The organism is Pseudonocardia sp. ICBG601 (assembly GCF_020496245.1).
Window position 1 is genome coordinate 330,268 of the sequence record NZ_JAHLJA010000150.1, and the last position, 21,976, is coordinate 352,243.

A 21,976-nucleotide genomic window follows, 5' to 3' on the forward strand; every position below is an offset into this window, starting at 1 on the left:
GGGTCTCAGCGCGTGTCGAGCGCGTGGAAGGACTCCACCAGCCGCCCGGACGGGAACCCGGCCCGCTCGGCCATCGACCCGGACCAGTTCCCGATCATGTCCTCCAGGCCGGACATGTGCGCGGTCTGGCTCGCGTGCGCGCGCAGCGCCGCGATCTTCACGTCGATGGTGTCGGTGATGTCGACGTGCCGTGCACCCCCGGGGTCGTCGGCGGGGGCCGGACCCAGGACCCACACCTCGCCGACCGTGTGCGCCTCGTACCCGGCCTCGGCGAGCTCGGGGAAGGCGTAGGGGTTGCGTGCGTCGGGGTAGACCGCGCACAGGGCGGCCTCGCCGGTCGCGGTGTGGTCGGGGTGGCTGCCGTACATGCTCCGCAGGTCGCGCACCGGCTGCGGGACGACGACCCGGTCCGGGCGGACCTGCCGGATCACCCGGGCCAGGTCGCGGCGCAGCTCCAGGGTGACGGTCAGCCGCCCGTCGGGATGGCCGAGGAACACCAGGTCGGTGACACCGGCCTCGGCGGCCGCGGCGGTCTGCTCGGCCCGGCGGATGCCCGCGATGTCGCCGCGCGGCACGGCCGGGTCGAAGCCGCCCGCGTCGCCGTCGGTCACCAGGCAGTAGGTCACCGCGACCCCGGCCGCGGTCCACACCGCGACGGTGCCGCTGCAGGAGAAGTCGATGTCGTCGGGGTGCGCGGCGATCACCAGCACGCGCTCCACCCCGGTGTGCGCGCGGTCGTCGACCGCCGTGCGCTCGTCCTCGGTCGCAGTCACCCGGCCATCCTGGGTCACGCGCCGGAGGCGGTCACCAGCAGGACCCCCACCACGGACCCGGCCGACCACACCAGCGCACGGACCAGGTTGACCCGCAGCAGCCGGCGCAGGTCCCCCGGGCGCGCGGCCGGGTCGAGCCGGCGGTGCAGCGACACCGCGGGCAGGGTCACCGCGACGCCCGCGGCGGCCGCCACCGCGGCCACCCACACCAGCGGCTCGCCGGGTCCGAGGACCAGCAGCACCGCCGTCGCGAGCCCCTGCGCGACCCACGGCGGCCCGACGACGAGCGTGACCGCCCGGCTGTGCGCGGCGTGGTAGCGGACCCAGGACCCGGCCGGGACCAGCGCGAACGCCGGGTAGACCACCACCTGCACGGTCCAGGCGATCCCGGCCAGCAGCACGGTCGCGACGGCCTGGACGACGGCGGCGATCAGCACCGTCCGATTCTCGGGTGAACCGGCGCCGCGCGCGTGCCAGGCTGCCGGGGTGATCACCACCGCGATCGGGCCCGAGCTGCTGCACGGCGTCCTCGACGCCGTCGACGGCGAACGGGGCCTGCTCCCGCAGCGGCTGCCCGCCTCCGCCCGCGCCCGCAACACCGACCCGCAGCTGGCCGGCGCGCAGAGCCAGCCGTCCGGGGTGCGCGTCGTGTTCCGCACCGCCGCGCGGACCGTCGAGCTGGAGACCCTGCGCACCCGGATCGGTCTCGTCGGCGCCCCGCTGCGGCCCGACGGCGCCTACGACCTGCTCGTCGACGGCCGGCCGGCGGGCAGCGCCACGACCTCCGGCGGCAAGCTCCTCATGACCGACCCGGCGACGGGGGAGGTCACGGTCACCGACGGCCCACCCGGCCCGGTGCGGTTCACCCTGCCCGGCCGCGACGCGCTCGTGGAGATCTGGCTGCCGCACAACGAGATCACCGAGGTCGTCGCGCTGCGCACCGACGCGCCGGTCGCCGTCGTCCCGCCCGGCGGGCGCCCCGTGTGGCTGCACCACGGCAGCTCGATCAGCCAGGGCAGCAACGCCGCGGGCCCCAGCACCACCTGGCCCGCGCTCGCCGCCCGCTCTGCCGGTGTCGAGCTGGTCAACCTGGGGTTCTCCGGCAGCGCGATGCTGGACCCGTTCGTCGCCCGCACGCTGCGCGACACCCCGGCCGCGATGATCAGCGTCAAGATCGGGATCAACATCGTCAACGCCGATCTGATGCGCCGACGGGCCTTCGGACCCGCCGTGCACGGGTTCCTCGACACGATCCGCGACGGGCACCCCGACACCCCGCTGCTGGTGGTGTCCCCGGTGCTGTGCCCGATCCACGAGCACACACCGGGCCCGGGAGCGCCGGAGGTCGTCGACGGGCGGCTGCAGTTCCGGGCGACCGGCGACCCGGCCGAGGTGGCGGCGGGGAAGCTGACGCTGTCGGTGATCCGCGAGGAGCTGGCCCGGATCGTGGCCGGCCGCACCCCGCAGGACCCGGCGCTGGCCCACCTCGACGGCCGCGAGCTCTACGGCGACGCCGACGCGGCCGAGCTGCCGCTGCCCGACCGGCTGCACCCGAGTCCCGAGGCGCACCTGCGGATGGGGGAGCGGTTCGCCCGGCTGGTGTTCGGTGCGGGGGGTGCGTTCCACGCCGCGGGCCCGCGCGACCGGTGACCGGCCACGGGGCCCGCGGGCGCGGGCTCAGTTGCCGTCCTGGTCCAGCTGCCCCCGGAGGCGGTCCTCGAAGTCCTGCTGGCACTGCGCGATCGCGGACTGATCGGTGCCCGCCTGCTGCACGCAGCTGACGTACTCGTCCCCGCCGACCTGGTTGAACACGCTGAGGCCGAAGGCGACGACGGCGATCGCGATGATGATGCCGACCAGGCCGAGCACGAGCCCGGCGATCGCGACCCCGCGGTTGGTGGCGGCGCCCTTGGACGCCCGGCTGATCCCGACGATGCCGAGCGCGACCGCGACGACACCGAACAGGGCGCCGATCAGGAAGAACCCGAGCAGCACGGCGAGGATGCCGAGCACCAGCGCGGCGATCCCGATGCCGTTGCGCGGCGGGGTCGCGGGCGCCCCGCCCTGCGGCCACCCCGGCGGCCCGGCGGGCGGCCGGTCCGGGTAGGCGGCCGGGTCGTGGCCCTGCGCGCCGTAGGGCTGCTGCCCGTACGGCTGCTGCCCGTACTGCTGGCCGGGGGGCTGCTCCCCGTACTGCGGCTGCTGTCCGTACGGCTGCTGTCCGTGTGGCTGCTGCCCGTACTGCTGACCGGGCTGCTCGCCGTACTGCTGCCCGCCGTAGGGCTGGTTCTGCTGCGTCGGCTGGTCCAGGTTGTTCGGGTCCTGCGGGTCCCCGGGGCGACCCGGGTACGGGGGTGGGCTGCTCACGCTCGTCCTCTCCTCACCGACGCACCGGGTGGTCCCCGGTGCCGGCGGTGCCGTCCGGCGGAGTCGCCGTGACCGTCCTCGCCGTCGTGTCCGGTTCGATGGTCCCCAGGTGCCCGGGCGCGGTCCAGGCAAAACACCCATGGGGGCGGCGCGGGAGCCCCGGTCGTGATGGGATCGGTGCCCGTGAGCGGTATCGACGAGATCGAGGAGTGGACCCGGGCGCAGCGCCGGGTCATCGACCTGGTGCGGGACCTGCCGCCCGAGCGCTCGGAGCTGACGGTCCCGTCCTGCCCGGACTGGACGGTGCGCGACCTGTTCTCGCACATGGTCGGTCTGGGTGCGGACGTGGTGCGCGGCGACGAGCCCGACGACCACAACGAGGAGTGGACGGACCGGCAGGTGCGGGCGCGGCGTGACCACGACGTGGCGGCACTCGTCGCGGAGTGGGAGTCGCTGACCGGCCCGCTGCGCGACTGGATGGCGGGGAACACGACCCGCCCGCTCGGCGACGTGATCATCCACGAGCAGGACCTGCGTGGTGCGCTGCGCGAGCCCGGCGGGCAGCACACCCCCGGCCTCTACGCGATCATGGACAAGTTCCTGGGCCGGTTCGCCGACGCCCTCGGGGACCTCCCGCCGATCGCGCTGGTCGGCGACGGCCGCCGCTGGGTGTCCGCGGGCGACGAGGCGGGGGCCGCGGTCGTCGTGCGGGCCCCGGACTTCGACCTGGCCCGTGCCCTGGTCACCCGCCGGTCGGCGGCGCAGCTGCGGGCCTGGACCGAGCGCGGCGACGTCGAGCCTTACCTGGACGCGTTCGCCCTGCTCGGGTCGCTGCCCGACACCGACCTCACGGAGTCCTGACCACGGTCGTCACCGGATTGTCAGCACCGTCGACGTGACACGGTCCTGACAGTGGGTCCAGACTGGGCGGGTGAGCGTGCACCCCACCCACCCCGTCCCCGCTCTCGACGACGCGCTGACCGGGCGCGCCGTCGAGCGCGTCCGCCGCTGGACCGAGCGCACCGGTACCGCCCCGTCGTCGGGCTCCGGCCGCGGAGCGGACCCGACGCAGCGGCTGGCCGCGCTGATGCACGACCCCGCCGGGGTCGACTTCACGCTGCGCTTCGTCGACCGCGTCGCACGCCCCGCCGACGACCGGGTCGCGGCCCGTGAGCTGGCCCGGTTGGCCGGGGCGGGCGCCGCGCTGCCCGCGTTCGTCGCCGGCACCGACCGGCTGCTCCTGCGGGCCGGCGGCCGGCTGGCGACGGCGCTGCCGCACGTCGTCGTGCCCGCGGCGCGGTCGCGGCTGCGCAGCCTGGTCGGGCACCTGATCGTCGACGCGGGCGGGCGCGGCCTGGACCGCCGCCTCGCCGCGGCCCGGCGCGACGGCCACCGGCTCAACCTCAACCTCCTCGGCGAGGCGGTCCTCGGCCACGACGAGGCGGACCGTCGCCTCGCCCGCACGATCGCGCTGCTGCGCCGGCCGGGCGTCGACCACGTGTCGGTCAAGGCGTCCTCGGTCGTCGCCCAGCTCGTGCCGTGGGACCTCGAGGGCAGCCGGGACCTGCTCGTGGACCGGCTGTTGCCGCTCTACCGGGCCGCCCGCGAGCACGGCGTGTTCGTGAACCTCGACATGGAGGAGTACAAGGACCTCCACCTCACCGTCGCGCTGTTCACCACGCTGCTGGCGCGCCCGGAGTTCCACGACCTGCCCGCCGGGATCGTCCTGCAGGCCTACCTGCCCGACTCCGTCGCCGCGCTCGACGAGCTCGGGGGGTTCGCCGCCCGCCGCGCCGCCGCGGGCGGGGCGCCGATCAAGGTGCGCCTGGTCAAGGGCGCGAACCTGGCGATGGAACGGGTCGACGCCGAGCTGCACGACTGGCCGCAGGCGCCCTTCGCCACCAAGGCCGAGGTCGACGCCAACTACGTCCGGCTCCTCGACCGCGGCATCGGCGGCCCGCACGCCGACGGGATGCGCCTGGGCGTCGCGTCGCACCACCTGCACCACGTCGCGCTCGCCCTGGAACTGGCCGACGCCCGCGGTGCCCGGTCCCAGCTGGACCTGGAGATGCTCCAGGGCATGGCCCCCGCGTTCGCCGACGCCGTCGCGGGCGACCTGCCGGAGTCCGGTCCGGGCTCGCAGCTGGTGCTCTACACCCCCGTCGTGCACCGCGGCGACTTCGACACCGCCGTGTCCTACCTGGTCCGGCGGCTGGAGGAGAACGCCTCCCCGGAGGGCTACCTGTACACGCTGTTCGCTCCCGATTCGGGCGGCCCGGCGACCTACCAGGAGCGGTTCCTCGCCTCGGTGCGCGACCGCGACGCCGTCGCCGACACCCCGCGCCGCACACAGGACCGCACCGTGTCCGCACCCGTCGGGACCGACGGCCCGCTGCCCGGGGACCCCGTGCCCGCCGGGTTCCGCGCCGAGCCCGACACCGACCCGTCGCTGCCCACGAACCGGGACTGGGCCCGTCGCGCCGCGACGACCGCCGTCGCGCGGACCGAGGTCCCCCTCGTCACCGACCCGGCCGCGGTCGACGCCGCGGTCGAGCGCGCCCGCACCTCCGGCTGGCGCGACGTCCCCGCCGCGGAGCGGGCTGCGACGCTGCGCCGCGCCGCCCGCGCGCTGGCCGCCGCCCGCGGGACGCTGTTGTCGGTGATGCTGCACGAGGCGGGCAAGACCGTCGCCGAGGCCGACCCCGAGATCTCCGAGGCCGTCGACTTCGCCGCCTACTACGCCGAGCGCGCCGCCGAGCTCGACGGCGCCCCGTTCACCCCGGACCGGGTCGTGGCCGTGACCCCGCCCTGGAACTTCCCGGTCGCGATCCCGCTCGGCGGCTGCCTCGCCGCGCTCGCCGCGGGCGCCCCGGTGCTGCTCAAGCCCGCCCCGCAGGTCCGCGAGTGCGCCGAGGCGGGCGTCGCCGCACTGCACCGCGGCGGGATCCCGCGCGAGGCACTGCAGCTGCTGCCCACCGACGAGGCCGACGCCGGACGCCGGCTGGTCACCCACCCCGACATCGACCGTGTCGTGCTCACCGGCTCCTCGGAGACCGCCGCGCTGTTCCGGTCCTGGCGGCCCGACCTGAACCTCGTCGCCGAGACCAGCGGCAAGAACGCACTGGTCATCACCCCCGCCGCCGACCCGGACCTCGCCGTCGCCGACCTCGTGCGCTCGGCGTTCGGGCACGCCGGGCAGAAGTGCTCCGCGGCGTCGCTGGCCATCCTCGTCGGCCCCGCCGCGACCGGCTCGGCCATCGGGAGGCGGCTGCGCCGCCAGCTCGTCGACGCCGTCACCACCCTGCGCGTCGGCCCCGGTACCGACCTCGCGACGACCATGGGCCCGCTCATCGAGGCGCCCTCGGCGAAGCTGCACCGGGCACTGACCACGCTGGAGCCGGGGGAGCGGTGGCTGGTGCGCCCGCGCCGGGTCTCGGAGACGGTGTGGACACCGGGCGTGCGGGCCTGGGTGTCGCCGGGGAGCTGGTTCCACCGCACCGAGTGCTTCGGCCCGGTGCTCGGCCTGATGGCCGCCCGCGACCTCGACGAGGCGATCGCCTGGCAGAACGACACCGGCTTCGGCCTCACCGGTGGCATCCACTCCCTCGACTCCGACGAGATCGCGCACTGGCTCGACCGCGTCGAGGTCGGCAACGCCTACGTCAACCGGCACATCACCGGCGCGATCGTGCAGCGCCAGTCCTTCGGCGGCTGGAAGGGCTCGGTGCTCGGCCCGGGCGCCAAGCCCGGCGGACCCAACTACGTCGCCCAGTTCGGCACCTGGCACGACGGCGACCTCCCCGGGCCGGGACCGGCCTCCGGCCCGGCCGCGGACCGCGTCCTGGCCGCGGCGGCCGACCTCGACCCGGCCGCCCGCGACCGCCTCGCCCGCGCCGCCGCCTCCGACGCCCGCGCGTGGGACACCGAGTTCGGGATCGAGCACGACCCGACCGGGCTGGCCGCGGAGTCCAACGTGTTCCGCTACCGGCCCGCCCCGTCGGTGACGCTGTGGTGCGGCACCGGTACCGCCCGCGCCGACGTCCTGCGGGTGCTGCTCGCCGCCGCCACCGCGGGGGTCCCGGTACGGCTGCACGGGCCGGGGATCCCGCCGGGCGAGGTCCCGGGCGGGGTGCACGGCGGCGAGGGGCTCGTCCCCGTCGCGGGCGAGCGGATCCGGGCCCTGGGCACCGTGCCCGAGGGTCTGCGGGCGGCCGCCGCGGAGGTGGGCGCGTCCGTCGTGGACACCCCGGTCGTGCTCGACGGACGCCGGGAGATCCCCACCGTGCTGCGCGAGCAGGCGGTCAGCCGCACCCGGCACCGGTTCGGCCACCTCGAACGGTGAGCGATGGCGGCCGCGACGTCGCCGTGGTTACGGTGCGTCCATGGTGGTGCGTGCCCGCGATGTCATGACCGAACGCGTCGTCACGATCTGGGCGGACGCTCCGCTGGCGCGGGCGCAGGAGCGGATGGCCGAGTCCCGGTTCTCCGCCCTGCCCGTGGTCGACCGGCGGTTCTCCCTGGTCGGGGTGATCTCCCTGGTCGACGTGCTGCGCCACCGCGACGACCCGCACGCCGTCGTGGGCGACGCGATGACCGAGCAGGTCGTGTCGGTGCTCCCGACGACGAACATCTCCATCGTCGCGCACCGCATGCGGGTCTACGGCGAGCTGCGGCTGGTGCCCGTCGTCGACAAGGGCATCCTGGTCGGTGTGATCACCCGCAGCGACCTGCTGCGGCACCGGCACTCCGGGGGGCGGCTGCGCCGCACCGCCCGCCGGATCGGCGGTGTCGTGCCGGTGGCGCCGCTGCCGGAGGCGATGGCGCCGCGCGGGGCGGGCCGGATCGGCGGCCGCCCGACGTCGTCGCTGCGGGTCGCGGACGTGATGACCGACGGCGGGCTGGTCGCGATCCCGCCGGAGCTGGCCCTCGACGAGACCGCCGAGGTCCTGTTGTCCTACCGGTTCACGGCGGTCCCGGTCGTCGACGACCGGGACCACCTGCTGGGCATCGTCTCCGAGGCCGACCTCATGCACGGCTCCCTCGACGGCGGCCGGCGGCTGCGGGCCCGCACCGTCTCGGAGGTGATGACCCGCGACGTCGAGGTCGTGCACCCGGGCGACCCGCTCACCGACGCCGAGGACCTGCTGTCCCGGCGCGGGTTCCGGGTCGTCCCGGTCGTCGACGCCGACGACGTGCTGGTCGGGGTGCTCAGCCGCAGCGACCTGCTCTGAGGATCAGCTCGCGGGCGGGGTGACCGGGGCCGGTGTGCCGGGGGCCCGGACCTTGTCGCACGCCTGCGCGGCCTGGGCGGCCGTCGCCGAGAACCCGATGGGGTCCTTCAGCGCGTCGCCGGTCAGATTCGTGAAGTCCATGTACTTCTGCAGGCAGGCGAACTGGGCGGCCTGGTCGGCGGGGCTCAGCGGCGGCTCGACGGGCGGCGCGGGCTGCGCCGACGCCGTCCCGGCGGTGACGGCGGCCAGGGCGAGTGCGGCGGCGACGGCGCCCGCCGCGGTGGTGGCGGCGCGCAGGGCGGTCCTCACGATGTGCTCGCTTCCTGCGCCGGGAGCCGGCGCGGTCGGGGTCCTACCGCCCTCCGCGTGGCGTCCCGGCCGAGCCCGGCGTCCGCGGTGGCACGATCCTGCGGCCCCGGCGGCACCCGGCGCGCCCCGACGGGCACGGGTCGACCCGGAGGTGTGACCCCCGGTCGGGTGGGCGTGGGATCCTGCCCGGGTGCCCCACTACCACACCCCCGCCCGCGAGCTGCTCTGCACCTGGTCCCGCCGGATGGTCCGCGACGGCCTCGTCGTCGGCACCTCGGGGAACCTGTCGCTGCGCACCGGGGACCTGATCGCGGTCACCCCGTCCGGTGTGGACTACGAGACGATGACCGCCGCGGACGTCGTGCTCGTCGACGCGGAGGGCACCGTCGTCGACGGCACCCGGGAGCCGACCAGCGAGCTCGGGCTGCACGTGGCCGCGCAGGCCCGGCCCGGCACCGTCGCGGTGGTCCACACGCACTCCCCGGCGGCGGTCGCGCTGTCGACGCTGTCCGACCACGTCCCGGCCGTGCACTACCAGCTCGCGATGTTCGGCGACGGCGTGCGGGTGTCGGAGTACGCGCCGTTCGGCAGCCGTGAGCTGGTCGTGAACGCGCTCGCGGCGCTGGGGGAGTCCACCGCCGTCGTCCTCGGCAACCACGGCACGCTGGTGCTCGGCGACACCCTCGGCGCCGCCTACGACGGCGCCCGCCAGCTGGAGTGGCTCTGCGACGTCTGGCTGCGCGCCCGCGCCGTCGGCGAGCCGCGGCTGCTGCCCGACGCCGAGATCAGTGCGGTGCGAGGGCGGTTCGCGGCCCAGCGGGCGAAGGTGCGGGCGACGAGCCCGGTCCCCACGCCCGCTCCTCGGTGACGATCGCGGTCACCAGGTCGAACGGCGTCACGTCGAACGCCGGGTTGTAGACCGGGGTCCCGGGCAGGGTGAGCAGGGTGCCGCCGTGCTCGCGGACCTCCTCGGCCCCCCGCTGCTCGACGACGATGTCGGCCCCGGTCGGGGTGTGCGGGTCGATCGTCTCCTCCGGCGCGACCACCACGAACGGGATCCCGGACCGGGCCGCGGCGCAGGCCAGCATGTAGGTCCCGATCTTGTTCGCGACGTCGCCGTTGGCCGCGATCCGGTCGGCACCGACGAACACCGCGTCGACCAGCCCGGACGCGATCGCCGCGGGACCGGCCGAGTCGACGCACAGCCGGTGCGGCGCCCCGGCCGCGGCGAGCTCCCAGACGGTCAGCCGCGCGCCCTGCAGCAGCGGGCGCGTCTCGCACGCCAGCACCTCGGCCAGCGCGCCGCGCTCGTGCAGGCGCAGGACCGCCCCCAGCGCGGTGCCGCCGTCGCCGGTGGCCAGCGGGCCGGTGTTGCACACCGTCAGCGCCCGCAGCGGGCGGTCCGGGCACAGCTGCTGTGCCAGGTCCGCGGCCCGGCCGGTCGCCGCGGCGTTGACCCGGGCGGCCTCCGCGGCGACGGCGCGGGCCTGCGCGAGCACCGCGGGCGGGCCGCCGTCGAGCGCCTCCAGGGCCTGCGCCACCCCCAGCCCCAGCGGGACGGCGGTGGGCCGGGCGACGGCGATCCGCTCGGCCGCGGCCCGCACCGCGGCGACGGCGACCGGCGTCGCCGTCCCGTGCAGGTGCGCGGCCAGCGCGACCCCGAAGGCGCCGGTGATGCCCAGGCTCGGGGCACCGCGCACGGCCAGCGACCGGATCGCCTCGATCAGCTCGTCGACGGTGCGCAGGTACAGGTGCTCGGTCGCGCCGGGCAGCGCGCGCTGGTCGAGCAGGACCACCGCCGGGCCGCCCTCGTCGTCGCCGGCCCAGTCCACGATCCGCATCGCCCCGTACCCTTCCCGGTCACCCGTCCTCGGGCGACCGGGGTGAACCTACCCCGGCACCGCGGGCGGCCGGGCCGACTGCGGCCCCGGTCACGGGCGGGCGCTCACCGTCCGGGCGGGGCCACCCGGTAGACCGCGCCGGCGTCGTCGTCGGTGACGTAGACCGCGCCGTCCGGCCCGGCGACGGCCGCGACCGGCCTGCCCCAGCGCGACCCCGACGGGTCCTGGAACCCGCCGACCAGCGTCTGCTGCGCGCCGAGCGTCCCGTCGCGCCACGGGAAGAACGACACCTCCGGGGCCCGCGGCGGGTCCGCGTTCCAGGAGCCGTGCACCCCGGCCAGCGCCCCGGCCGCGTACGGCGCGGGCAGCACCCCCTCGGTGAACGACAGTCCCAGCGGCGCCGAGTGCGCCGGGAACGACTGCTCCACCGGGGCCAGCGCCGCACAGTCCATCGCGCGCCCGCCGGGGTTGAGCTCGGCGTCGGCGACCAGGCCGACGTCGGCGAAGTCCTGCGCGGACCCGGCGACACCCGGGTCGGTGTCCGGGTCCGGGTTGCAGAACGGCCAGCCCAGCTCGCGGCCCGGGGTGAGGCGGGCCAGCGGCTCGGCCGGGTGGTCGGTGACGTAGCCGTCGACGACCTTCCCGAACGACGAGCCACCGGCGTCGCCGTAGGGCCGGTCGTAGGGGTAGGGCACGTTGTCGCGGCCGTTGACCGCGGTCCAGACCGACCCGTCGGGCGCGGTGGCCAGCCCGGTGCCGTTGCGGACCCCGGTGGCGAACGGCGCGGCGGGCCCTCCGGTGGGCGGCATCCGCAGGATCGACGCGCGCGGGGGAGTGGCGTCCCGGTCGGCGACCGAGATGTTGCCGGTCGACCCGACCGAGACGTAGACCGCGCCGTCCGGGCCGACGGTGACCGACTTCAGCTCGTGGCCGTAGGCGCCGCGCAGGTCGGGGGAGTTGGCGTCGGGCAGGCCGGGGACGACGACCCGCCGCCCGGTCGCCGCGCCGCGCGCCCAGGCGTACGCCGACACCTGGTTCGACTCGGCGACGTAGAGGGTGCCGCCGTCCGGGGAGAACGCGAGCCCGTGCGGCTGGGTGAGCCCGTCGAGCAACGGCCGCTGCTCACCGGTGCGCGACAGCGCCAGCACCCGGCCGTCGTCGGGCACCGAGACGAGCAGCTCGCCGTCCGGGGTCCAGACGGCCAGCCGGGCGTTCGGGACGCGGGCGAACACCGACACCGTCCACCCGGCCGGGACGAGCGCCTCGCGGGGCTCGTCGAACGGGGCGGTCGCGGCCCCGGGCGGCACCGACACCGTGACCGGCACCAGGCCCGCGCCCGCCGCGGCGACCGGGGCCTCGGCGCCGGACAGCGCGTTGGTCACCGGGTTGGGGCCGGTGCCGCAGGCGGCGAGCAGGGGGAGCGTGACCAGGGCGGCCAGCCAGGGGGCGATCCGCATGAACCCGACGCTACGGCCGGTACCGGCCCGTCGCGCGGCGGGGGCGCGCAGCCGCCAGGATCGTCGTCGATGCGCCTGACACTGCACGCCCGCGGCCCGCAACCCGCCGACGAGGTCTGGGAGCGCTACGCCGTGCCCGCCCGCTGGCCGGAGTGGGCGCCCTACATCCTCGGCGTCGACACCGCGGCGGACCGGATCCGCCCCGGCGTGACCGGGCAGGTCCGCGGCCCGCTCGGCGTCACGGTGTCCTTCGCCGTCACCGAGGTCGACGAGCGCGCCCGCACCTGGGCCTGGGACGTCGCCCTCGGCGCCAGTGCCTCCCCGCTGAACCGGGTGCGGCTGAGCCTGGACCACGGCGTGCGGCCGTCCGGGGCCGGTACCCGGACCTGGCTGACCGTGCACGGCCCGCCCGCCGTGGTCCTGCCCTACCTGGTGCCGGCGCGGCTGTCGCTGGAGATGCTGGTCCGCCGCCCCGCCCGGGCGAGGTGATCGCAGGCCAGCGTCGCGAACGCGCCGGGCACCTCGATCTGGGGCATGTGCCCGACCCGGCCGAACACGTGCGTCGTGACCTGCGGGAGACGGCCCGCCGCGCGCAGCTGGGCCGCGGGCAGGATCAGGTCCCGCTCACCCCACACGACCAGCGTCGGCTTCGGGGCGCGGGCGAACGCGTCGAGCAACGCGCGCCGCCAGCCCGGCCGGACCCCGCGGACGGTGCCCAGCTCGGCCGCGACCTCGGCGAAGGTCAGTGCGAACTCCGGCCGCCGCGCGATCTCCACGGCGCGGGCGACCCGCTCGTCGGTGACCAGGGAGCCGTCGACGAACAGGGACCGCTCCGAGCGTCGCGCCGCCGTGGCGTCCAGGTGGCCCAGCAGGAACCGGCCCAGCAGCGGCACCCCGATGACCCGCAGCGCCGGGGTCACCTCGGCACCGAACCCGGCGGGGTCGGCCAACACCAGCGAGACGACCCGCTCGGGGTGCCGGGTGGAGATCAGCAGCGCGACGGCGCCGCCGAGCGAGTTGCCCATGACGTGCGCCGGCCGGGTCTCCCCGAGCGCGTCGAGGGTGGCGAGCGCGGTGTCGGCGAGCTTCTCCAGCGTCGCCGGGCCGGGCACCCGGTCGGAGTGGCCGAACCCGGCCAGGTCGAGCGCGACCACCCGGTACCGGGACAGGAACTCGTGCTGCGGGTCCCAGTCCTCCAGGCTGCGGCCGATCCCGTGCAGCAGCAGGACCGGCTCACCGGCGGGGTCGCCGGACTCGCGGACCCGGATCCGGGTGCCGCCGACGTCGACGAAGCGGGTCTGCGGGAGGGTCATCGCGTGCGCGCCGCCTTCGCGTTCCCCGAGGCGCCCACCAGCTTCGCGAAGATCCGGATGCTGTTCGCCGGGGCGAGCCGGGCCAGCAGGTCCGGGACCTTCGCGCTGATGCCGATGAGCAGCCGCGGGCGGCGCTTCGCGATCGCGTCGACGATCAGCTCGGCGGCCTTCTCCGCGGGGAAGGTCAGCAGCTTCTCGAAGTCCTTCTTGCCGCGCTCGGCCTCCTCGGCCGGGATGTTGACCCCGACCCGGGCGCCGGCGGCGATCCCGGTCCGGATGCCGCCCGGGTGCACCGTGGTGACGGTGGCGCCGACCTGGGCGAGCTCGGCGCGCAGTGCCTCGGAGAAGCCGCGGATCGCGAACTTCGACGACGAGTACGCCGACTGCCCGGGCGGGGCGATCAGCCCGAACAGGCTGGACACGTTGACCACGTGCGCGCCGGGCCGCGCGGTCAGCGCGGGCAGCAGGGCGTGGGTCAGCCGCACCGGGGCGCGGAAGTTGACGTCCATGACCCAGTCGAACTCGTCGAGGGTCAGCCGGGCGAAGTCCCCGCCGAGCGCGACGCCGGCGTTGTTGACCAGCAGCCGGATCTCCGGGTGACCGGCGAGGATCCGGGTGGACAGGGCGTCGACGGCGTCGCGGTCGGCCAGGTCGACGGTCTCGGTGGTCACCGACAGGCCGGGGTGCTTCGCGCGGATCGCCGACGCGACGGTGTCGAGCCGGTCGCCGTCGCGGTCGACGAGCACCAGGTCGCTGCCGCGCTCGGCGAGCAGGCGGGCCACGTGCTCGCCCATGCCACCGGCGGCACCGGTGACGACGGCGGTGCCCTCGGCGAAGCGGAACGGTGAGCGGGCCATCAGGAGGCCACCTCCTGCTGTGCGGTCGCCGGGGCGGCGACGGTGTCGGCGGCGATGCCGGACGCGGTCGGGGTGGGGACGTGGGCGTCACGGGCACCCAGCGCCGAGGCGGGGGTGAGGATCATGTCCCGCTTGAGGTCGGCGCGGCCGAGCCCGACGGCGTCGAGGAAGAAGTTCTGGTGCAGCCGCCACGGGTCCTTGCGGCCCTGGCGCGGGAACAGGTGCTCCGAGCGCTTCACGTAGTTCGACTCGATGTCGAGCAGCGGCCGGTCCGGGGACGCGGTCGGCGCCGGCGTGGCGACGGCGATCCGCTCGCGGTCCATCAGCGCGAGCAGCTTCGGCACGTAGCGGGCGACGAGGTCGGCGCGCAGCGTCCAGGACGCGTTGATGTAGCCGATGCAGAACGCCAGGTTCGGCAGGCCCGACAGCATCAGGCCGCGGTAGGTGACGGTCTTGCCGATGTCGACCTGCTCGCCGTCGACGTGGATCGTGATGCCGCCCAGCGGGCTCAGCGACAGGCCGGTCGCCGAGACGATCACGTCGGCCTCCAGCTCCTCGCCCGACCGCAGCCGGATGCCCTTCTCGGTGATCCGCTCGATGTGGTCGGTGACCACCGAGGCGTCACCCCGGTTGATCGACTTGTAGAAGTCGCCCTCGGGGATGACGCACAGGCGCTGGTCCCACGGGTCGTAGCTCGGGGTGAAGTGCTTGTCCACGTAGGACTCGTCCTTGAGGAACTTCAGCGCGAGGCCGCGCAGCACCTTCTTCACGCGCTCCGGGCGGCGCCGCGCGAGCTGGTAGAACGCCTGGGTCAGCGTCACGTACTGCAGCCGCAGGATGGCGTGCGCGACCGTGGCGGGCAGGAAGCGGCGCAGCTGGTCGGCGACCGGGTCCTTGCTGGGCAGCACCGTCAGGTACGACGGCGAGCGCTGCAGCATCGTGACGTGCCCGGCCTTCGCGGCCAGCGACGGGATCAGCGTGACGGCGGTGGCGCCGGACCCGATGACGACGACCTTCTTGCCGGTGTAGTCGAGGTCCTCCGGCCAGAACTGCGGGTGCACCCAGGTGCCGGCGAAGTCCTCCCGGCCCGGGAACTCCGGCTGGAAGCCCTTGTCGTAGTCGTAGTAGCCCGAGCACATGAACAGGAACGAGCAGGTGTAGCGCTTCGGGCCCTGCGCGGTGGTGGTGTCCACCGTCCAGCGCGCGGTGGCCGAGTCCCAGGACGCACCGACGACCTTCGTGCCGAAGCGGATCCGCTCGGTCACGCCGTACTCGCGGGCGGTCTCGGTGATGTAGCGGCGGATGTCGGCGCCGTCGGCGATCGACTTCGGCTCACGCCACGGCCGGAACGGGTAGGCCAGGGTGAACATGTCCGAGTCCGAGCGGATGCCCGGGTAGCGGAACAGGTCCCAGGTACCGCCGATGTTCTCGCGGCCCTCGAGGATCGCGTAGTCCTTACCGGGCAGCTCCTGGTGCAGCCGGGCCGCGGCGCCGATGCCGGAGAGCCCGGCCCCGACGATGATCACGTCGCGGTGCTCGCCGGCGGTGCTGTCCGGAGCGGGCGTCGTGCCGGCCTGCGTCATGTGGTCCTCCTCATCGGGCGCGTCCGCGCTGACTACCTCTGTTGACCGAGATCCAGTCTGCCCCAAACCTACCCGGAGTAACTTGACCTGGCGCGACAACAACTTACCCTCGTACGACATGGGCACCGGATCACTCACCCGGGCGAGGGCGTTGCGGGGGCTCGTCGCACTCGTCGGCGAGCTGGGCGGCGACGGAGCGGAGCTGTTCGCACGGTTCCGCATCCCGATCGACGCCGTCGAGGGAGTCGACCCGGATGCGCTGGTCCCGACCCGGTCGGTGGCCCGGGTGCTGGAGACCGCGGCCGCCGAGCTCGGGTGCGGCGACCTGGGCCTGCGCCTCGCGCAGCGGCAGGGCCCGGAGATCCTCGGGCCGCTCGCCGTCGCCGTCCAGAACTCGGCGACCCTCGGCGACGCGCTCGACTGCGCCTCGCGCTACCTCTACGTGCACAGCCCGGCGCTGACGATCGGCGCCGTCGCCGACCCGGAGGGCGTCGCCGGGGTGACCGGGCTGGAGTACGGCAGCACCGACCCGCTCCCGCCGCAGGCCGCCGACCTGGGTGTGGGGGTGCTGCATCGGATCGTCGGGCTGCTGTCGGGCGGGCCCTACGGGCTGCGGTCGGTGCACCTGCCGCACCCCGCTCCCGCCGACGCCGACCGCTTCCGCGAGTTCTTCGGCGCCGAGGTCCGCTTCGACCGGCCCGCCGCCGTGCTGCGCGTGCCCGCCGACCTCGTGCGACGCCCGCTGGCCGGCGGCGACGAGACCGTGCGCGCCATCGCCATCGAGTACCTGGAGACCCATTTCGACCGGCCCGGGCGCACCGTCACCGACCGGGTGCGGGCCGCCGTCGACCGGTCGCTGGGGTCGGGGCCGGTGCGGATCGGCTCCGTCGCCCGGCTCCTGCGGGTGCATCCCCGCACGCTGCAGCGTCACCTCGCGGGGGAGGGGGCGACGTTCGAGCAGGTCGTCGACGACGCCCGCCGGGACACCGCCGAGCGCCTGATCCTGCGGACCGACCTGCCGTTCACCCAGGTCGCGGCGATGATCGGGCTGGCGGAGCAGTCGGCGCTGTCCCGTGCGTCGCGGCGGTGGTTCGGGATGCCCCCGCGGGAGCTGCGCAAGGCCGGGCCGGCCGGGCTGCCGGTGGGCTGACAACTCTGCCGGCCCTGCCGCTTCCGCCGGTCCCGGCGCGTCCGTCGGTCCCGCCTGCCTTGCCCGCGTCCGTCGGTCCGGCCGGGTCTGAGTCCCTGCCGGCACCCGTCCCGAGCCCGGTCCGCAGTCGCCTGCATCCGCTCTGCGGTGCCTGTGCGCGACGATGTCCGTCGCGCGGTCCGCGTCCGCGACCCGCTGCGCGTTTCGTGGACGCTCCAGGGTGGGCGGGGCTCATGATCGTCGTATGGGAAGGGATCGGTGCCGTATGCGGCACCGATCCCTTCCGTGGGGCCGATCATGATGTGCGCGTCCGGTCCGGCTCGCGGGCGCCCGGCCCCACTCGGCCTCGTCCGACCGCCCGGCCCCGCCAGGCTCGTCCGTCCCGGTCCGACCGCCCGGCTCGCCTGGTCGCCAGGCCCGCGATCCCGGACCCGCCCCCGCCCCGGGCTTCGCCGCGCTGTCCCCACCTCGACAGGCCTGGTGCGCGGTCCGTTCCCGCCGGGCCCTGGGGCCGCGGACGACTCGGGTCCGGACAGCTCCGAGATCGCTACGAGGGAGGTGATCGGTGCCGTATGTGGCACCGATCCCCTCCGAAGAACTGATCATGAACGTCCAGCTCCGGCTCCGCCCGGCCCGATCCGCCGCCCCGGCCCTGCCCCCACCCGCCCCGATGCCCCGGACAGCAACCCACATCCAGAATGACTCTTACCTACATCCGAAATATCGGATACCGTCGAGCCATGCCCATCCCGTCCCGTGCCGCCGGAACCGACCGCATGCTGTTGCGCGACCAGGCGTTCCGGACGCTGCGTGCGGCGATCGTCGACGGCACGCTCGAACCGGGGGAGCGCCTCAACGACGCCGAGCTGTGCGAGTGGCTCGGCGTCTCCCGCACCCCGGTGCGCGAGGCGATCGCCCGGCTCGAGCAGATCGGGCTGGTCAGCGTCCGCCCCGGCAGCTCGACCACGGTGAGCGCGCTCGACGTGCGCGCCACCGTCGAGGCGCAGGCGGTGGCGGCCGCGATGCACGAGCTCGCCGCCCGCGAGGCGGTGCCCGTGCTGACCCCGGCCGACCTCGACGCGATGGTCGCGGCCAACGACGACTTCGCCGCGGCGCTGGCCGCCGGTCAGGTCGACGCGGCGATCGCCGCCGACGACGCGTTCCACGGCGTGCTGGTCCTCCGGTGCGGCAACCGGCGGGTCACCAGCGTGCTCGACGATGTCACGCCGCTGCTGCGGCGGATGGAGCGGTCCCGGTTCGCGTCGCTGACCGGCCGGTCCTCGGTCGCCCAGCACGCCGGGATCGTCGAGCTCGCCCGCGCGGGGGACGCCGAGGGCGCCGCCCGCGCGAACCGCGACAACTGGCTGACACTGCGTCCCTGAGCGGACGCGGCACCCGGAGCCCACCCACCCCGACCAGGTCAGGAGACCGACGTGTCACTGGACGACTTCGCGCGCCACCCGCTGCTGTTCGGCCCGAGCCCGGTCCACCCGCTGGACCGGATGACCGCCCACCTCGGCGGGGCCTCGATCTGGGCCAAGCGCGAGGACTGCAACTCCGGGCTGGCCTACGGCGGCAACAAGACCCGCAAGCTCGAGTACATCGTCCCCGACGCACTCGCCGCCGGTGCCGACACGCTCGTCTCGATCGGCGGCTACCAGTCCAACCACACTCGCCAGGTCGCCGCCGTCGCGGCGAAGCTCGGGCTCAAGGCCCGGCTGGTGCAGGAGAAGTGGGTCGACTGGCCGGACGCGGTCAACGACAAGGTCGGCAACATCCTGCTGTCCCGGATCATGGGCGCCGACGTGCGGCTGGACCCGGCCGGGTTCGACATCGGCATCCGCGACTCCTGGGAGCGGGCCATGGAGGAGGTCCGGGCCGCGGGCGGCACGCCCTACGGCATCCCGGCCGGCGCCTCCGAGCACCCGCTGGGCGGGCTGGGCTTCGCCAACTGGGCCCGGGAGGTCGCACAGCAGGAGGCCGAGCTGGGCGTCTTCTTCGACACGATCGTCGTCTGCTCGGTCACCGGGTCCACCCACGCGGGGATGATCGCCGGCTTCGCCGAGCAGGACCGGCCGCGCCGGGTGATCGGCATCGACGCCTCCGCGACGATCGAGAAGACCCGCGACCAGGTCGAGCGGATCGCCCGCAGCACCGCGAAGCTCGTCGGCCTGGACCGCGAACTGCGCGCCGACGAGATCTCGGTGCTGGAGGGCTGGGCCGGCGACCTCTACGGCATCCCCGTGCCGTCCACGATCGACGCGATCCGGCTCACCGGCGAGCTCGAAGGCATGATCATCGACCCGGTGTACGAGGGGAAGTCGATGGCCGGGCTGATCGACCTGGTCCGCTCCGGCGAGATCGGGCCGGACTCGACCGTGCTCTACGCCCACCTCGGCGGGCAGCCGGCGCTCAACGCCTACGCCGGCGCGTTCTGAGCGCCGCCGTGACCGACACCGTGAGCACCGTGGGCGGCACGACGCTGCGGGCGGCCCGGCGGATGCGCGACGGCCTGGTGACCCTCCGCCACGAGCTGCACGCCGACCCCGAGATCGGCCTGGAGCTGCCCCGCACCCGGCAGAAGGTGCTCGACGCGCTCGACGGGCTCCCGCTGGAGATCCGGCAGGGCTCCTCGTGCACCTCGGTCACCGCCGTCCTGCGCGGCACCCACTCCGACGACGACGCCCCCGTGGTGCTGCTGCGGGCCGACATGGACGCCCTCCCGGTGCACGAGGAGATCGACGTCGCCTACCGGTCCCGCACCGACGGGGTGATGCACGCCTGCGGGCACGACCTGCACACCGCGATGCTCGTCGGGGCGGCCCGGCTGCTCGCCGACCGCCGCGACGAGCTCGCCGGCGACGTCGTGCTCATGTTCCAGCCCGGCGAGGAGAACTTCGACGGCGCCCGGCACATGATCGACGAGGGGGTCCTCGACGCCGCGGGCCGCCCGGTCACCGCCGCCTACGGGCTGCACGTGTTCTCCGCCGACCTCGAGCCGGGGGAGTTCGCGACCCGGCCCGGGACGTTGATGTCGGCCACCGACTAGGTGCACGTGACGATCACCGGGCGCGGCGGGCACGGGTCGATGCCGCACCTCGCGGCGGACCCCGTCCCGGCCGTCGCGGAGCTGGTGACCGCGCTGCAGACCATGGTGACCCGCCGGTTCGACGTGTTCGACCCGGTCGTGCTCACCGTCGGGTCGCTGCACGCCGGCACCAAGGCCAACGTCGTGCCGGAGACCGCGCGCCTGGAGGCCACGCTGCGCACGTTCTCCGCGGCCACCCGCGACCGCTGCCTGGCCCTGGTCGACGAGCTCGCCCGCGGGATCGCCACCGCGCACGGGGTCCGGGCCGACGTCGAGGTCGTCACCCTCTACCCGGTCACCGAGAACGACCCGGACGAGGCCGCCCTGCTCGCGGCCACGGTGGCCACCGAGTTCGGCCCGGACCGGTTCCGGCACCTGGCGAACCCGCTCGCCTGCTCGGAGGACTTCTCGAAGGTCCTCCAGCACGTCCCCGGCTGCTTCGCGGCACTCGGGGCCCGGCCGGCCGCGCTCCCCGCGGAGGCGGCCTCCTACAACCACTCGGCGCACGCGCAGTTCTCCGACGACGTCCTCCCGGACGGAGCGGCGCTGCTCGCCGCGCTCGCGCTGCGGCGGTCCACCGGCCGCCCGGACCGCGCCCGCACCTGACCCGGTGCGGCGCAGCACCACCCCGGTCGACGAGGGGACCGACCACGGCCCGTCGACCGGTCATGACGCACGACCACCACCGTCCCTCCGGCACGAGGAGTGATCGTCCATGGCCAGCCTCGACGACAGGTCCACCGTCATCCCGGGCGCGGACCGGCGCACGTCCCGCCGCGCCGTCGTCGCCGCCTCGATCGGCAACGCCCTCGAGTGGTACGACATCATGATCTACAGCTACTTCGCGGTCGTGATCAGCGCCCTGTTCTTCCCCGCGGAGAGCGAGTTCGTCGCGCTGCTGCTGACCTTCGGCACGTTCGCGATCTCCTACGTCATCCGTCCGATCGGCGCCGTCGTCATCGGCAACATCGGTGACCGCCGCGGGCGCAAGGCCGCGCTGAACCTGACCATCGTGCTGATGTTCGTGGGCACGCTGGTGCTGACGCTCGCGCCCACGCACGCACAGATCGGGGTCGGCGCCGCCGTGCTCGTGCTCGGCGCCCGCCTGCTGCAGGGCTTCTCCGCGGGCGGCGAGTTCGGCTCGGCCACCGCGTTCGTCACCGAGAACGCCCGCCGCGGCAAGGCGTTCTACGCGAGCTGGCAGTCCGCCACCCAGGGTGCGGCGCTGTTGCTCGCCGCCGTCGTCGGGCTGCTGCTCACCACGGGGCTGAGCGAGGAGCAGCTCTACTCCGGGGGATGGCGGACCGCGTTCGCGGTCGGCCTGCTGATCGGCCCGGTCGGGCTGTACATCCGGCTGCGGATGGACGACACCCCGGAGTTCCGGGCGGCCGAGACCGTCAAGTCCCCGATCCGCGAGACGCTGCGCAGCAACCGGCTGCGGATCGTCACCGCCGCGGGCTGCGTCGGGCTCGGCACGGTCAGCATGTACCTGCTGCTCTACATGCCCACCTTCGCGATCGCGAACCTCGGGCTGCCGAGCTACGCGGCCTACATCGGGGGTGCGATCGGTGGCGCCACGGTGCTCGTGGCCGCCCCGCTCATCGGGGGCCTCGCCGACCGGGTCGGCTGCACCCCCATCATGGGCGCCGCGGGCGTCTGCGGCGCGGTGCTGTTCGTCCCCATGTTCGCGCTGCTGAGCGACCGGCCCAGCGTGCTCGGGCTGACGCTGTTCCAGGCCGTCCTGGGTCTGGTCCTGGCGTTCTACTTCGCGCCGCTGCCCGCCCTGCTCAGCTCGCTGTTCCCGACGAACGTGCGGGTCACCGGGATGTCGATCGCCTACAACGTCGGCGTCCTGCTGTTCGGCGGCACCGCACCGCTGGTGTTCACGACCCTGCTCGAGACGACGGGGTCGCCGGTCTCACCGGCGTACTTCATGGTGTCGGTGGCGGTCGTCTCGGTGCTGGCCGTCACCGTGGCCCGGCGCCGCTTCGCCCAGCGCTGACGGTC

Annotated in this window: 21 protein-coding genes; 12 read left to right on the forward strand and 9 right to left on the reverse strand. The window is 75.1% G+C overall.

What is annotated here, in order from left to right; all coding sequences use genetic code 11:
- Window positions 1-5: 5 nt before the first annotated feature.
- Both KPL57_RS47210 and KPL57_RS47215 read right to left on the reverse strand, forming a co-directional pair.
- Complete coding sequence (locus KPL57_RS47210) at window positions 6-773, reverse strand: PIG-L deacetylase family protein (protein WP_226356976.1); 768 nt, start codon at window positions 771-773, stop codon at window positions 6-8.
- A 14-nt stretch (window positions 774-787) separates the two neighbouring features.
- Complete coding sequence (locus KPL57_RS47215; RefSeq protein WP_226356977.1) at window positions 788-1,210, reverse strand: hypothetical protein; 423 nt, start codon at window positions 1,208-1,210, stop codon at window positions 788-790.
- 49 nt (window positions 1,211-1,259) lie between these two features.
- On the opposite strand from KPL57_RS47215, the gene KPL57_RS47220 reads away from it, so the two are divergent.
- Complete coding sequence (locus KPL57_RS47220) at window positions 1,260-2,423, forward strand: SGNH/GDSL hydrolase family protein (RefSeq protein WP_226356978.1); 1,164 nt, start codon at window positions 1,260-1,262, stop codon at window positions 2,421-2,423.
- 27 nt (window positions 2,424-2,450) lie between these two features.
- On the opposite strand, the gene KPL57_RS47225 is transcribed toward KPL57_RS47220, so the two are convergent.
- Complete coding sequence (locus tag KPL57_RS47225) at window positions 2,451-3,140, reverse strand: DUF4190 domain-containing protein (protein WP_226356979.1); 690 nt, start codon at window positions 3,138-3,140, stop codon at window positions 2,451-2,453.
- A 183-nt stretch (window positions 3,141-3,323) separates the two neighbouring features.
- On the opposite strand from KPL57_RS47225, the gene KPL57_RS47230 reads away from it, so the two are divergent.
- The 3 genes from KPL57_RS47230 to KPL57_RS47240 all read left to right on the forward strand — a co-directional run bounded on the left by KPL57_RS47230 (window position 3,324) and on the right by KPL57_RS47240 (window position 8,371).
- On the forward strand, window positions 3,324-4,001 hold the full coding sequence (locus KPL57_RS47230; protein ID WP_226356980.1) for a maleylpyruvate isomerase family mycothiol-dependent enzyme: 678 nt from the start codon (window positions 3,324-3,326) through the stop codon (window positions 3,999-4,001).
- Between the two features lie 70 nt (window positions 4,002-4,071).
- Complete coding sequence (locus KPL57_RS47235; RefSeq protein ID WP_226356981.1) at window positions 4,072-7,482, forward strand: bifunctional proline dehydrogenase/L-glutamate gamma-semialdehyde dehydrogenase; 3,411 nt, start codon at window positions 4,072-4,074, stop codon at window positions 7,480-7,482.
- 40 nt (window positions 7,483-7,522) lie between these two features.
- Window positions 7,523-8,371 (forward strand): CBS domain-containing protein, encoded by an 849-nt coding sequence (locus KPL57_RS47240; RefSeq protein ID WP_226356982.1) that lies wholly within the window; start codon window positions 7,523-7,525, stop codon window positions 8,369-8,371.
- 3 nt (window positions 8,372-8,374) lie between these two features.
- On the opposite strand, the gene KPL57_RS47245 is transcribed toward KPL57_RS47240, so the two are convergent.
- Window positions 8,375-8,680, reverse strand: a complete 306-nt coding sequence (locus KPL57_RS47245) for a hypothetical protein (RefSeq protein WP_226356983.1) — start codon at window positions 8,678-8,680, stop codon at window positions 8,375-8,377.
- Window positions 8,681-8,870: 190 nt separating this feature from the next.
- Between KPL57_RS47245 and KPL57_RS47250 the strand changes: the two genes are divergently transcribed.
- Window positions 8,871-9,548 (forward strand): class II aldolase/adducin family protein, encoded by a 678-nt coding sequence (locus KPL57_RS47250; RefSeq protein WP_226356984.1) that lies wholly within the window; start codon window positions 8,871-8,873, stop codon window positions 9,546-9,548.
- On the opposite strand, the gene mtnA is transcribed toward KPL57_RS47250, so the two are convergent.
- Both mtnA and KPL57_RS47260 read right to left on the reverse strand, forming a co-directional pair.
- The gene (gene mtnA / locus KPL57_RS47255) at window positions 9,466-10,521 is read right to left on the reverse strand and encodes an S-methyl-5-thioribose-1-phosphate isomerase (protein ID WP_226356985.1); all 1,056 of its coding nucleotides are present in this window, start codon (window positions 10,519-10,521) and stop codon (window positions 9,466-9,468) included. The genes KPL57_RS47250 and mtnA overlap by 83 nt on opposite strands.
- Window positions 10,522-10,625: 104 nt before the next feature.
- Window positions 10,626-11,978, reverse strand: a complete 1,353-nt coding sequence (locus KPL57_RS47260) for a sorbosone dehydrogenase family protein (RefSeq protein ID WP_226356986.1) — start codon at window positions 11,976-11,978, stop codon at window positions 10,626-10,628.
- Window positions 11,979-12,047: 69 nt separating this feature from the next.
- Between KPL57_RS47260 and KPL57_RS47265 the strand changes: the two genes are divergently transcribed.
- Window positions 12,048-12,467: an SRPBCC family protein gene (locus KPL57_RS47265; RefSeq protein ID WP_208825606.1), complete on the forward strand. Its 420-nt coding sequence runs from the start codon at window positions 12,048-12,050 to the stop codon at window positions 12,465-12,467.
- Here KPL57_RS47265 and KPL57_RS47270 read toward each other — a convergent pair.
- From KPL57_RS47270 to KPL57_RS47280, 3 genes are read right to left on the reverse strand one after another with little or no spacing between them, the layout of a single operon-like run.
- On the reverse strand, window positions 12,404-13,291 hold the full coding sequence (locus KPL57_RS47270; protein WP_226356987.1) for an alpha/beta fold hydrolase: 888 nt from the start codon (window positions 13,289-13,291) through the stop codon (window positions 12,404-12,406). The two genes, KPL57_RS47265 and KPL57_RS47270, sit on opposite strands and share 64 nt — an antisense overlap.
- Complete coding sequence (locus tag KPL57_RS47275) at window positions 13,288-14,148, reverse strand: SDR family oxidoreductase (RefSeq protein WP_226356988.1); 861 nt, start codon at window positions 14,146-14,148, stop codon at window positions 13,288-13,290. The genes KPL57_RS47270 and KPL57_RS47275 overlap by 4 nt, the downstream gene beginning before the upstream one ends.
- Window positions 14,148-15,731, reverse strand: a complete 1,584-nt coding sequence (locus tag KPL57_RS47280; RefSeq protein WP_226356989.1) for an NAD(P)/FAD-dependent oxidoreductase — start codon at window positions 15,729-15,731, stop codon at window positions 14,148-14,150. Before KPL57_RS47280 ends, KPL57_RS47275 begins: the two co-directional genes overlap by 1 nt.
- 118 nt (window positions 15,732-15,849) lie before the next feature.
- On the opposite strand from KPL57_RS47280, the gene KPL57_RS47285 reads away from it, so the two are divergent.
- The 6 genes from KPL57_RS47285 to KPL57_RS47305 all read left to right on the forward strand — a co-directional run bounded on the left by KPL57_RS47285 (window position 15,850) and on the right by KPL57_RS47305 (window position 21,971).
- Window positions 15,850-16,881 (forward strand): AraC family transcriptional regulator ligand-binding domain-containing protein, encoded by a 1,032-nt coding sequence (locus KPL57_RS47285; protein WP_226356990.1) that lies wholly within the window; start codon window positions 15,850-15,852, stop codon window positions 16,879-16,881.
- 740 nt (window positions 16,882-17,621) lie between these two features.
- Window positions 17,622-18,263 carry a GntR family transcriptional regulator gene (locus KPL57_RS47290; RefSeq protein WP_226356991.1) on the forward strand — a complete coding sequence of 214 codons (642 nt, stop codon included), beginning with the start codon at window positions 17,622-17,624 and terminating at the stop codon, window positions 18,261-18,263.
- Between the two features lie 51 nt (window positions 18,264-18,314).
- Window positions 18,315-19,319, forward strand: a complete 1,005-nt coding sequence (locus KPL57_RS47295) for a 1-aminocyclopropane-1-carboxylate deaminase (protein ID WP_226356992.1) — start codon at window positions 18,315-18,317, stop codon at window positions 19,317-19,319.
- An 8-nt stretch (window positions 19,320-19,327) separates the two neighbouring features.
- Window positions 19,328-19,930 carry an amidohydrolase gene (locus tag KPL57_RS70795; RefSeq protein ID WP_308253111.1) on the forward strand — a complete coding sequence of 201 codons (603 nt, stop codon included), beginning with the start codon at window positions 19,328-19,330 and terminating at the stop codon, window positions 19,928-19,930.
- Window positions 19,931-19,936: 6 nt separating this feature from the next.
- Window positions 19,937-20,575 carry a M20/M25/M40 family metallo-hydrolase gene (locus tag KPL57_RS70800; RefSeq protein WP_308253112.1) on the forward strand — a complete coding sequence of 213 codons (639 nt, stop codon included), beginning with the start codon at window positions 19,937-19,939 and terminating at the stop codon, window positions 20,573-20,575.
- A 109-nt stretch (window positions 20,576-20,684) separates the two neighbouring features.
- Window positions 20,685-21,971: an MFS transporter gene (locus KPL57_RS47305; RefSeq protein ID WP_226356993.1), complete on the forward strand. Its 1,287-nt coding sequence runs from the start codon at window positions 20,685-20,687 to the stop codon at window positions 21,969-21,971.
- Window positions 21,972-21,976 lie beyond the last annotated feature (5 nt).

Excerpts from the sequence above, each read along its gene's own strand:
- KPL57_RS47240 (WP_226356982.1), top strand. The coding sequence starts at position 7,523 with ATGGTGGTGCGTGCCCGCGATGTCATGACCGAACGCGTCGTCACGATC.
- mtnA (WP_226356985.1), bottom strand. The coding sequence starts at position 10,521 with ATGCGGATCGTGGACTGGGCCGGCGACGACGAGGGCGGCCCGGCGGTG.
- KPL57_RS47260 (WP_226356986.1), bottom strand. The coding sequence starts at position 11,978 with ATGCGGATCGCCCCCTGGCTGGCCGCCCTGGTCACGCTCCCCCTGCTC.
- KPL57_RS47265 (WP_208825606.1), top strand. The coding sequence starts at position 12,048 with ATGCGCCTGACACTGCACGCCCGCGGCCCGCAACCCGCCGACGAGGTC.
- KPL57_RS47270 (WP_226356987.1), bottom strand. The coding sequence starts at position 13,291 with ATGACCCTCCCGCAGACCCGCTTCGTCGACGTCGGCGGCACCCGGATC.
- KPL57_RS47275 (WP_226356988.1), bottom strand. The coding sequence starts at position 14,148 with ATGGCCCGCTCACCGTTCCGCTTCGCCGAGGGCACCGCCGTCGTCACC.
- KPL57_RS47280 (WP_226356989.1), bottom strand. The coding sequence starts at position 15,731 with ATGACGCAGGCCGGCACGACGCCCGCTCCGGACAGCACCGCCGGCGAG.
- KPL57_RS47285 (WP_226356990.1), top strand. The coding sequence starts at position 15,850 with ATGGGCACCGGATCACTCACCCGGGCGAGGGCGTTGCGGGGGCTCGTC.
- KPL57_RS47290 (WP_226356991.1), top strand. The coding sequence starts at position 17,622 with ATGCCCATCCCGTCCCGTGCCGCCGGAACCGACCGCATGCTGTTGCGC.
- KPL57_RS47305 (WP_226356993.1), top strand. The coding sequence starts at position 20,685 with ATGGCCAGCCTCGACGACAGGTCCACCGTCATCCCGGGCGCGGACCGG.